The sequence below is a fragment of the Streptomyces araujoniae genome (assembly GCF_050871195.1).
Classification (GTDB): Bacteria; Actinomycetota; Actinomycetes; order Streptomycetales; family Streptomycetaceae; genus Streptomyces; species Streptomyces bacillaris.
Genome location: NZ_CP194070.1, coordinates 7,147,127 through 7,159,130, shown reverse-complemented (window position 1 = coordinate 7,159,130; position 12,004 = coordinate 7,147,127). Strand labels below are relative to the sequence as shown.

1 protein-coding gene is annotated in these 12,004 nt (G+C 75.9%); it reads right to left on the bottom strand.

Annotated elements, in window-relative coordinates; genetic code table 11:
- Positions 1-15: 15 nt before the first annotated feature.
- Positions 16-11,988: an SDR family NAD(P)-dependent oxidoreductase gene (locus ACQ9ZG_RS30380; RefSeq protein ID WP_499281429.1), complete on the bottom strand. Its 11,973-nt coding sequence runs from the start codon at positions 11,986-11,988 to the stop codon at positions 16-18.
- Between the last annotated feature and the right edge of the window lie 16 nt (positions 11,989-12,004).

Genomic DNA, 12,004 nt, shown 5'->3' with positions numbered 1-12,004 from the left:
GGACCGGTGCCCCGCTCATGCCGGCCCCAACTGGCGGTCGATGTAGTCGAACATCTCGTCGTCGGTGGCCGCCTCGATCAGTTCGGGGGCCAGCTCCTCCGCTCCGTCCGTGGGGCGGGCGGTGGCGGCCGGTGTCCCGCCGGGCAGCGGGCGGGCCAGCACTTCCCTTATGCGGGCGGCGAGTTCGTCGCTGACACCGTCCGGCGGCAGGGCGTCGAGCAGGGTCTCCAGGGTGTCGAGCCCGGCCCGGACCGCCGCGTCCGCGGTCGGGCGGGCGGCGGTGGCCCGCCCGGCGAGGTGCCGGGCCAGCGCCTCCGGGGTGGGGTGGTCGAAGACGAGCGCGGGCGGCAGCCGCAGCCCGGTCGAGGAGGCCAGCCGGTTGCGCAGTTCGACCCCGGTGAGGGAGTCGAAGCCGACGTCCTTGAACGGGCGGGCCGGGCGGACCAGGTCGGGCGAACTGTGGCCGAGCACCGCAGCGGCGGTGCCCCGCACCAGGTCGAGCAGGGTCCGGTGCAGCTCGGCCTCGGGCAGCTCGGCGAGCTGCCGGGCCATCGAGCGGGCCGGTGCGGCGGCGGGGGCCGCGGTGGTACGGGCGGGGCGGACCAGTCCGCGGAGCACGGCGGGCAGCCGGTCGTCCGCCCGCAGCGCGGACGGGGCGATCCTGGCCGCGAGCCGGTAGGCGTACGGGGAGTCCAGCGCCGCGTCGAACAGGGCGAGGCCCTCCACCGAGGTCAGCGCGCCCGCCCCGGTGCCCCGGCCCGCGTCCACCCCTGCGGTCATCCCGCTGCGCTCCTCCCACAGGCCCCAGCCGATGGACAGTCCGGGCAGTCCCTCGGCCCGGCGCTCGGCGGCGAGGGCGTCGAGGACGGCGTTGGCGGCGGCGTAGTTCGCCTGCCCCGCCGCACCGAACTGGGCGGCGCCCGAGGAGAACAGGACCAGCGCCGCGAGGTCGAGGTCCCGGGTGAGTTCGTGGAGGGCCAGCGCCGCGTCCGCCTTGGGCCGCAGGACGCGGTCGAGCCGGTCCGGGGTCAGGCCGGTGACCGTGGCGTCGTCCAGGACACCGGCCGCGTGGACGACGGCGGTCAGCGGGTGCGCGGCGTCCACCGACCCGAGCAGGGCGGCGAGCGCGGCGCGGTCGGCGGTGTCGCAGGCGGCGACGGTCACCGACGCCCCGAGCCCGGTCAGCTCCCGCACCAGCTCCGGAATTCCGTCGGCGGAGCCACCCCGGCGGCCCGCCAGCAGCAGGTGCCGGATGCCGTGCGCGACGACCAGGTGCCGGGCCAGGAGCCGCCCCAGGGTGCCGGTGGCCCCGGTGATCAGGACGGTCCCCTCGGGGTCCGGGGGCGTGGGGAGCAGCAGGACGTTCTTGCCGACTCCCCGGGCCCGGCTGAGCGAGCGCAGGGCGGCCGGGGCCTCCCGGACGTCCCAGCCGGTGACGGGCAGGGGGCGCAGGACGCCCTGCTCGAACAGGCGCAGGACGTCGGTGAGCATCTCTCCGATCCGCTCCGGGCCGGCCTCCATCAGGTCGAACGCCCGGTAGCGCACCCCGGGGTGCAGGCGGGCGACCGCCTCGGGGTCGCGGACGTCGGTCTTGCCCATCTCCACGAACCGGCCGCCGTTCGGCAGCAGCCGCAGACCGGCGTCGACGAACTCCCGCGCCAGACTGTCCAGTACGACGTCGACGCCGCGCCCGCCGGTGGCCGTCAGGAACTTCTCCGCGAAGTCGGTGGTCCGGGTCGAGGCGATGTGCGCGTCGTCCAGCCCACCGGCCCGCAGAACGTCCCACTTGGCGGGCGAGGCCGTCGCGAACACCCGCGCCCCGGCGTGCCGGGCGAGCTGGACCGCCGCCATGCCGACACCGCCCGCTCCGGCGTGGACCAGGACCGATTCCCCGCGCCGCAGCCCCCCGAGGTCGAAGAGGCCGTAGTAGGCGGTGAGGAACACCACCGGCACGGAGGCCGCGCGGGCGAAGGACCAGCCCGCCGGTATCCGGGCGACGGTACGGCGGTCGGCGACGGCGGTCGGGCCGAACGCGCCCCCGAAGATCCCCATCACCCGGTCCCCGGGCGCCAGGTCGTCCACCCCCGGGCCCACCTCGATGACGGTCCCGGCGCCCTCGCTGCCCAGGCCCTGCTGTTCGGGGTCGGGGTCCAGGCCGAGCGCGGCGATGACGTCGTGGAAGTTCAGCCCGGCGGCGCGCACCGCGATCCGTACCTCGCCCTTGCCCAGCGGGGCGAGGGCCTCGGGAGCGGGCTTGGCCGTGATGTCCTCCGGGGAGCCCCGGCCGTCGGTGGTGAGCCGCCAGGCCCTGCCGTCCGGCAGGGACAGCGTGCCGTCCGGCCGTCCGCCGCGCACCAGCCGGGGCAGCAGGGGCGGCCCGGTCCGCAGCGCCAGCTCGGGTTCCCCGGCGGCGAGCGCGGCGGGCAGCAGGTCCGCCGGATCGGCGGTCCCGGCCGCGTCGACGAGGACGAAGCGCCCGGGGTGCTCGGCCCGCGCGCTGCGTACCAGGCCCCACAGGGCGGCCTGGGCGGGATCGACGGGCCGGTCGACCGGCCCGGTGCGGACCGCGTCCCTGGTGAGCAGCGCCAGCCGGGCCCCGGCGAACCGCTCGTCGGCCAGCCACTGCTGTACGAGGGCGAGGCCCCGGTGCGCGGTGGCCCGGACCCGGTCGGCGGCGTCGGGCAGGTCGGCGGTGGCGACGGCCGCCACGATCACCTCGGGAAGGGCTGCGCCCGCTTCGAGGGCGGCCCCCAGGGTGTCGAGGTCCTGCCACGACACCGCGCCGGGGACGGCATCGCCGAGGGCGCCCCAGGAGGACGGGGCACTGTCGGCGGGGCCGGCGGCCGGCGTCCAGTCGAGGCGGTACAGCAGGTCGGTGTGGGCGGACGTGGGGAGCGGCCCGCCCTCGGCCGGAGGCCGCAGCAGCAGGGACTCCACCCCGAGCACCTGACGGCCCGACAGGTCGTGGGCGTGCAGGGTCACGGCGTCCGGAGCGTCGGCGGCGAGCCGTACCCGCAGTGTGGTGGCCCCGCCGATCCCGCCGGTCACCCCGTTCCAGCTGAAGGGCAGCCGGGCCCGGCCGTCCTGGTCGGGCAGCAGTGCGGCGGTCTGGAGGGCCGCGTCCAGCAGCGCGGGGTGCAGTACGCATCCGGCGGCGTCGGCGTGCTGCGGCTCCGGCAGCACCACCTCCGCGAACACCTCGCCGCCCCGGAGCCATGCGGCACGGATCCCGCGGAAGGCGGGGCCGTAGTGGTGACCTGCCTCCGCGAAGCGCTCGTAGAGGTCGCCGGTCTCCACGGGTTCGGCACCGGCCGGCGGCCAGCTCAGCAGACCGGCCGGGTCCCCGGCGGGCCGGGGCGCCAGCGTCCCGGTGGCGTGCTCGGTCCAGGGCACGTCGGCGTCCCGCGCCGTACGCGCGAAGACGCTGAGCCGCCGTCGGCCGTCGCCGTCGGGCGCGGCGACCCGGAGCTGGAGGTGGACGGCGCCCTCGTCCGGGAGCGCGAGTGCCGATCCGAGGGTGAGCTCCTCGACCACCGGGCACTCCGCCTCGGCCCCGGCACGCAGCGCGAGTTCGAGAAAGGCCGTGCCGGGGAAGAGGACGACGCCCGACACCGCGTGGTCGGCGAGCCAGGGGTGGGTGTCCAGCGAGATCCGGCCGCTGAGCAACAGCTCATCGGCGTCCGCGACCTGCGTCGCCGCGCCGAGCAGCGGGTGCCCGGTCGTGGCGAGCCCCGCCGAGGCGACATCCCAGCTGGTGGTCGGAACGTCGAGCCAGTAGCGGCTGCGCTGGAAGGCGTACGTCGGCAACTCGACCCGCCGCGTCCCCGGGAACACCCCCGACCAGTCCACACCCAGTCCGCGCTCCCAGGCACGGCCCACCGCACGCAACACCTGCTCCTGGCCGCCCTCACCGCGCCGCAGGGTGCCGAGCACCGCGGCGTCCACACCCGCCGCCTCCACCGACTCCCCCACCGCGACACCCAGAACGGGGTGCGGACTGGCCTCGACGAAGAACCGGAACCCATCGGACAACAGCGCCTCCGTCGCCTTCCCGAACTCGACGGTCTCGCGCAGATTCCGGTACCAGTACTCCGCGTCCAGACCCTTCGTGTCCAGCCAGCCACCCGTCACCGTCGAAAAGAACGGCACCGCACCGGACTGAGGCGTGATCCCGGCCAGATCGGAAAGCAACTGCTCGCGGATCTCCTCCACATGCGAGGAGTGCGACGCGTAATCCACCTCGATCAACCGCGCCCGCACCCCTTCGGCGACAAGCCCCTCCACCAGCTCTGCGACGGCGTCCGCATCACCCGAAACCACCGTCGACAAAGGGCCGTTGACCGCCGCGACCGACAACCGGCCGCCCCACCCGGACAGACGCTCCCGCACCACGTCCACCGGCAACGGCACCGACGCCATGCCACCACGCCCCGCCAACACCCCCACCGCACGGGAACGCAACGCCACCACCCGCGCCCCGTCGTCCAGGCTCAAACCGCCCGCTACGCAGGCAGCGGCCACCTCACCCTGCGAATGACCCACCACCCCGTCGACGGCCACCCCGAACGACCGCCACACCTCCGCCAGCGACACCATCACCGCCCACAACACCGGCTGCACCACATCCACCCGGCCCAGCAGACGCTCCGACTCCAACGCCTCCGCCAACGACCAATCCACGTAAGGCGCCAGAGCCCGCTCACACTCCGCCATCCGCCCCGCGAAAACCCCCGACTCCGCCACCAGCTCCGCAGCCATCCCCACCCACTGCGACCCCTGACCCGGGAAAACCAGCACCGAACGGCCGGAGGCCAAGCTGTCGCCGGACAGCGCGGCCCTCTGTGACAGCGCGGTCAGGTGCTCGGCGAGGTTCTCCTCCGTGCCCACGAGCGCCGCGCGGTGGCCCAGTGCGCTGCGGCCCGTGGCCAGGGAGAAGGCCACGTCCGCCGCTCGGACGCCCGACCCGTCGGTGATCCGGGCCGACAGCGCGGCGGCCTGGGCGCGCAGCGCCTCCGGAGTGCGGGCCGAGAGGAGCAGGGGTACGGCGGCGGGCACGCTCTCCCGTGCTGCGGGCTCCGGTTCCACGGGCTCGGGTCCTGCGGACTCCGGGGTCCCCGGCCTGTCGACGAGCCGGCCTGCGGCGGCTGCTGTCGGGTCGGCCGGGGCCTGTTCGAGGATGACGTGGGCGTTGGTGCCGCTGACGCCGAAGGAGGAGACACCCGCGCGGCGCGGGCGGCCCGTGTCGTCCCACGTACGGGCCTCCGTCAGCAACTGCCCTGCCCCCGCCGCCCAGTCCACCTCGGGCGTCGGCCCGTCCACGTACAGCGTCTTGGGCATCACCCCGTGCCGCAGGGCGAGTACGGACTTGATGACCCCCGCCACACCGGCGGCTGCCGAGGCGTGTCCGATGTTGGACTTCAGTGAGCCGATCCAGACGGGACGGTCGCCGGGCCGGTCCTGCCCGTACGTCGCCAGCAGGGCCTGCGCCTCGATCGGGTCACCCAGCCTGGTCCCCGTACCGTGCGCCTCCACCACGTCCACATCCGACGCCACCAGCCCCGCGTCCGCCAACGCAGCCCGGATCACCCGCTGCTGGGAGGGGCCGCTCGGCGCCGTCAGGCCGTTGCTCGCGCCGTCCTGGTTGACCGCCGAACCGCGCACCACCGCCAGCACGGGATGCCCGTTGCGGCGGGCGTCCGACAGCCGCTCGACCAGCAGCATCCCCACGCCCTCCCCGAAGGCGGTCCCGTCGGCTGCCGCCGCGAAGGACTTGCAGCGGCCGTCCGGGGCGAGCCCGCCCTGCCGGCTGAACTCCACGAAGAGTTCGGGGCTGCACATCACGTTGACACCGCCGGCCAGGGCGAGCGAGCACTCGCCCGACCGCAGCGCCCGGACCGCGAGATGCAGGGCCACCAGCGAGGACGAGCACGCCGTGTCCACGGTGACGGCGGGGCCTTCCAGGCCGAAGAAGTAGGCCAGGCGTCCGGAGACGATGCTTCCCGAGTTTCCGGTGCCGAGGAACCCTTCGACGTCCTCGGGGATGTAGGGCAGCAGCCGGGCGGCGTAGTCCTGCTGCATCAGGCCGACGTACGTGCCGACCGGGGCGCCGCGCAGGGTGGACGGGTCGATGGCCGCGCGCTCGAAGAGTTCCCAGGTGGTCTCCAGGAGCAGCCGCTGCTGCGGGTCCATGGCCAGGGCCTCGCGCGGCGAGATCCCGAAGAACTCCGCGTCGAAGTCGGCCGCGTCGTGGAGGAAGCCCCCGTGCCGGGTGTAGGAGGTTCCGATGCGCTCGGGATCGGGGTCGTAGAGCGTGTCCAGGCTCCACCCCCGGTCGGTGGGGAACCCGGAGATGCCGTCGCGGCCCTCGGCCAGCATCCGCCACAGGTCCTCGGGTGAGCGGACACCGCCGGGGAGGCGGCAGGCTGCGGAGACGATGGCGATCGGGTCGTCGTCCGCGTCCTGGTTCCGGCCGGCCGGCCTCGCGGGTGCGGAGGGTGCGGGGGCCGTCGTCGTGGCCGCTGCCGGGGCCGTGAGTCCGGCGCCGAGGAAGTCCGCGAGCGCCGCCGGGGTCGGGTGGTCGAACACCAGGCCCGCGGGCAGGCGCAGGCCGGTGGCGGTGTTCAGGCGGTTGCGCAGTTCCACCGAGGCCAGCGAGTCGAATCCCAGTTCGCGGAAGGCCCGTCCGGGGTCGAGGGTGTCCGGGGAGGGGTGGCCGAGGACGGCCGCCGCATGAGTGCGGACGAGTTCGACGAGCAGCCGGGTCCGTCCGCCCGCGTCGAGGGCCGCGAGGCGGTGGCGGAGGGCGTTGTCGTCGGCCGCCGCCTCCGTGCCCGTGGCCGCCCGGCGCGGCGGGGTGCGCACCAGGCCGCGCAGCAGCGGTGGCAGGGTGCCGGCGCCGGCCGCGGACCGGAGGGCGGCGGTGTCGAGGCGCATCGGGACCAGGGCGGCCCGGTCCACGGTGAGGGCGGTGTCGAAGAGCGCGAGTCCCCGCTCGGTGGAGAGGGGCGGCATCCCGGACCGGGCGAGGCGGCGTACGTCGTCCTCGTCCAGGTGTCCGGTGAGGGTGCTGGGCTGCTCCCACAGGGTCCAGGCCAGCGACTGTCCCGCCAGTCCCGCCGCCCGGCGCCGGACGGCGAGGGCGTCGAGGAAGGCGTTGGCGGCGGCGTAGTTGGCCTGTCCGGGGCCGCCGAAGGTGCCCGCGGCCGAGGAGAAGAGCACGAAGTGGGTGAGGTCGAGGGCGCGGGTCAGTTCGTGCAGGTGCAGGGCGGCTTCGGCCTTGGGGCGCAGGACGGCGTCCACGCGTTCGGGCGTGAGCGCGGTGACGACGCCGTCGTCGAGGGCGCCCGCCGTGTGGATCACGGCGGTCAGCGGGTGGGCGGGCGGCAGGTCCGCGAGGACGGCGGCCAGCGCGTCCCGGTCGGCGGCGTCGCAGGCGACGACGGCGATCTCGGCGCCCAACTCGGCTATCTCGGAACGCAGTTCCTCCGCTCCGGCGGCGGCCGGGCCACTGCGGGAGAGCAGCAGCAGATGCCGGACGCCGTGCCCGGTGACCAGGCGGCGGGCGATGTGGGAGCCGAGCAGGCCGGTGCCGCCGGTGATCAGGACCGTACCGTCCGGGTCGAAGGACGGGAGGGGCCCGGCCGCCTCCTCCGAGGGGTCCGGGGCGTTCCCGGGGACCCGGACCAGCCGGGGTACGCGGACGTCGCCGCCGCGCACCGCCAACTCCGGTTCCGCCGAGGCGAGGGCGGCGTCGGCGCCCGGTGAGGTGCCGTGCTCGTCGTCGGCGTCGAGGTCCAGCAGGGCGAAGCGCCCGGGATGTTCGGAGCGGGCCGAGCGGACCAGCCCCCAGAGCGCGCTGTGCGCGGGGTTGCGTACGTCCTCCTCTTCCCCGGCTCCTCCGGCGCTGACCGCGCCCCGGGTGGCGAACACCAGGCGCGCGCCCGCGAAGCGGTCGTCGGCGAGCCAGGTCTGTACGTCGGTGAGGGCCTGGTGGACGGCGGCGCGGACCGCGGCGGCCGGTCCGGTCGCGTCCGGCCTCCCGCAGAGGAGCAGGACCGTGCTGGGCACCGGGGCTCCGGCGTCGACGGCGGCCGTCAGGGTGGCCAGGTCGGCGGTGCGGTGGACGGGTGCGCCGCCGGAACGCGGGGGCGCGGTGACCCATTCCGTGGCGTAGAGGTCCTGGTGGCGGCGGCCTTCAGACGCTCGGTCGGCGCCCAGGGCGAGGGTTCCGGCGGGCCGCAGGACCAGCGCGTCGACGGTCGCCACGGGGGCACCGGTCGCGTCGGCGACGGCGAGCGTCACCGCGTCGGGTCCGGCCGGGGCGAGCCGGACGCGGATCACCCCGGCGCCGGTGGCGTGCAGGGTGACACCGTTCCAGGAGAACGGCAGCCGTCCCCCGGGGTGGGCGTCCGCGCCGGGGGCGCCGGGCACGCCGGTGGCGTGCAGGGCCGCGTCCAGCAGGGCCGGGTGCAGGCCGAAGCGGTCGGCGTCGGGGGCGGGCACGGTGGCCTCCGCGAACAGTTCGTCGCCGCGCCGCCAGGCCGCGCGCAGACCCTGGAAGGCGGGGCCGTAAGCGAATCCGCCCGCCGCGAAGCGGTCGTACAGCCCGTCGAGGTCGAGGGGTTCGGCGCCGGGCGGCGGCCACGGCATCGGTCCGTCGGCCCCGGTGGCTTCGGCGCCGGTGGCTTCGGCGCCGTCCGGGGCCAGGACGCCTTCGGCGTGCCGGGTCCACGCGTCGTCGGGGTCTCCGTCGGCGGGGGTGTCGGGCCGGGAGTGCAGGCTGAGCGGTCGGTGGCCCAGGGAGTCGGGGGCGCCCACGGTGAGGCGCAGTACGGTGCCGCCGTGCTCGGGCAGCACCAGGGGGGCCTCCAGGGTGAACTCCTCGACCCTGGGGCACCCGACGCGGGCTCCGGCCTGGAGTGCGAGTTCCAGGAAGGCGGTGCCCGGGAGGAGTGCCCGGCCGCCGACGGCGTGGTCGGTGAGCCACGGGTGGGTACGGGCCGAGAGGCGGCCGGTGAGGAGCAGGCCGTCGCTGTCGGCGAGGACGACGACGGCGCCCAGCAGCGGATGGCCCGCGGGGGTCAGTCCGGCGGAGCCGACGTCGGCGGTGGGCGCGGCGCCGTCCTCCAGCCAGTACGGGGCGCGTTGGAAGGCGTAGGTGGGCAGCTCCACCCGTCCGGGGCGGCGGCCGGTGAAGACGGTGTCCCAGTCCGGGGAGACTCCGCGCAGGTGGAGTTCGGCCAGGGACTCGGTGAACCGGCGCGGGCCGCCGTCGTCGCGGCGCAGGGTGCCGAGGGCGGTGGCGTCGGCGCCCGCGTCCTCGACGGTCTCCAGCATGCCGACGGTGAGGACCGGGTGCGGGCTGCTCTCCAGGAGGACCTGGTAGCCGTCCGCGAGCAGGGCGCGGGTGGCCTGTTCGAAGCGGACGGTGCCGCGCAGGTTCCGGTACCAGTAGTCGGAGTCGAGGACGGTGGTGTCCTCCAGCAGCGCGCCGCTGACCGTGGAGTAGAAGGGCACGGCGGACGGACGCGGGGTCACCCCGTCCAGCTGGGCGAGCAGTTCCGTGCGGAGGTCCTCGACGTGGGCGCTGTGCGAGGCGTAGTCGACGGGGATGCGCCGGCTGCGGATGTCCAGGGCCGTGGTCCGGTCGAGGAAGGCGTCGAGCGCGTCGGTGTCGCCGGAGACGACGGTGGAGGCGGGGCCGTTGACGGCGGCGACGGAGAGCCGCCCGGCCCAGGGGGCGAGGTGTCCGGTGACCTGCTCGGCGGGCAGGGCCACCGAGGCCATGCCGCCGCGTCCGGCCAGGGCGCGGATGGCCCGGCTGCGCAGGGCGACGATCCGTGCGGCGTCGTCCAGGGAGAGGGCTCCGGCGACGCACGCGGCGGCGATCTCGCCCTGGGAGTGGCCGATGACGGCGCCGGGGGTGATGCCGTGGGAGCGCCACAGTTCGGCGAGGGAGACCATGACGGCCCAGAGCACCGGCTGCACCACGTCGACGCGTTCGGCCGGCGGGGTGCCGGGGGCGCCGCGCAGGACGGCTTCCAGGGACCAGTCGACGTAGGGGGCCAGGGCGGCCTCGCACTCCGCGACGCGGGCGGCGAAGGCGGGGGCGGAGTCGAGGAGTCCGAGGGCCATGCCGGCCCATTGGGAGCCCTGCCCGGGGAAGACGAGGGCGACCTGTCCGCCGGTTCCGGCGGTGCCGCTGACCAGGCCGGGGACGGTGCGTCCGGCCGCCAGGGCGTCGAGGCCGTCCCGGAACTCCTCGGGGCGGGCCCCGATCAGGACCGCCCGGTGCTCGTGGGCGGCCCGGGTCGTGGCGAGGGCGTGGCCGACCTCGGCCGGGCCGGGTCCGGGGTGCGCGTCGAGGTGGTCGCGGAGCCGTGCGGCCTGGGCGCGCAGGGCTTCGGCGGTACGTCCCGAGAGCACCCAGGGGAGGACGGGCGGCGGTGTGCCGTGCGGGGCCGGGGTGTGCCGGGGCGTGTCCTGGCCGACGGGGGCGTCGGCGCTGCCCCGGGCGGCCGGTTCTCCGTGTCCGGCGGGGTCCTCGGGGAGTCCGGGGGCGTCCGCCCGCTCGTAGTCCGCCCGTTCGTCGTCCGCCCGTTCGTCGTCCGCCTGCTCCAGGACGACGTGTCCGTTGGTGCCGCTGACGCCGAAGGAGGAGACCGCCGCCCGGCGCGGCCGTCCGGTCTCGGGCCAGGGGGTGTTCGCGGTGACCAGGCGTACCGCGCCCGCCGTCCAGTCGATCTGCGGGGAGGGGTCCTGCGCGTGCAGGGTGGGCGGGACGGTGCCGTGCCGCATGGCCAGGACGGTCTTGATGACGCCGCCGACTCCGGCCGCCGCCTGGGTGTGCCCGATGTTGGACTTCAGCGAGCCGAGCAGCAGCGGTCGGCCGTCCGCGCGGTCCTGCCCGTAGGTGGCCAGCAGGGCCTGGGCCTCGATCGGGTCGCCCAGGGGGGTGCCGGTGCCGTGCGCCTCGACCACGTCCACGTCGGCGGGGGTGAGTCCGGCGTTGGCCAGGGCGTGGCGGATGACCCGCTGCTGGGCGGGGCCGTTGGGGGCGGTGAGCCTGCTGCTGGCACCGTCCTGGTTGACGGCGGTGCCGCGGATCAGGGCGAGGACCGGGTGGCCGTTGCGCCGGGCGTCGGAGAGGCGCTCCAGCAGGAGCATGCCGACGCCCTCGCCCCAGCCGGTGCCGTCGGCGGAGGCGGCGAAGGACTTGCAGCGGCCGTCCCGGGCCAGGCCGCCCTGGCGGCTCATCTCCACGAAGGGGACGGGTGTCGACATGACCATCGCGCCCCCGGCCAGGGCCAGCGTGCAGTCGCCGGACCGCAGGGCCTGGGCGGCGAGGTGGAGGGCGACCAGGGAGGAGGAGCAGGCGGTGTCGACGCTGACCGCCGGGCCCTCCAGACCGAAGGTGTAGGCGACGCGGCCCGAGGCGACGCTGTCGGAGCTGCCGCTGCCGACGTAGCCGGCGACGTCGTCGGGGACCTGGCGCAGCCGTACCGCGTAGTCCTGGTACATCACTCCGGCGAAGACGCCGGTCCTGCTGCCGCGCAGGGTCGCGGGGTCGATACCGGCCCGTTCGAACGCCTCCCAGGTGGTCTCCAGGAGGAGCCGCTGCTGCGGGTCCATCGCGAGTGCCTCGCGCGGGGAGATGCCGAAGAACCCGGGGTCGAAGTGGCCGACGTCGTCGAGGAAGCCGCCGAGGGCGGTGTGGCTGGTGCCCTCGCGCAGTTGTTCCGGGTCGTCCAGGTGGTCGAGGTCCCAGCCCCGGTCGCGGGGGAAGCCGGTGATGGCGTCGGTCCCGTCGGTGACCAGGCGCCACAGGTCCTCGGGGGACCGTACGCCGCCGGGGTAGCGGCAGCTCATCGCGACGACCGCGATGGGTTCGCGGCCCGCTTCCTCCGCTTCGGTCAGGCGGCGGCGGGTGCGGTGCAGGTCCGCCGTCACGCGCTTGAGGTAGTCCCTCAGCTTGTCGTCGTTCACCATCGGGAGCCGCCGTCCT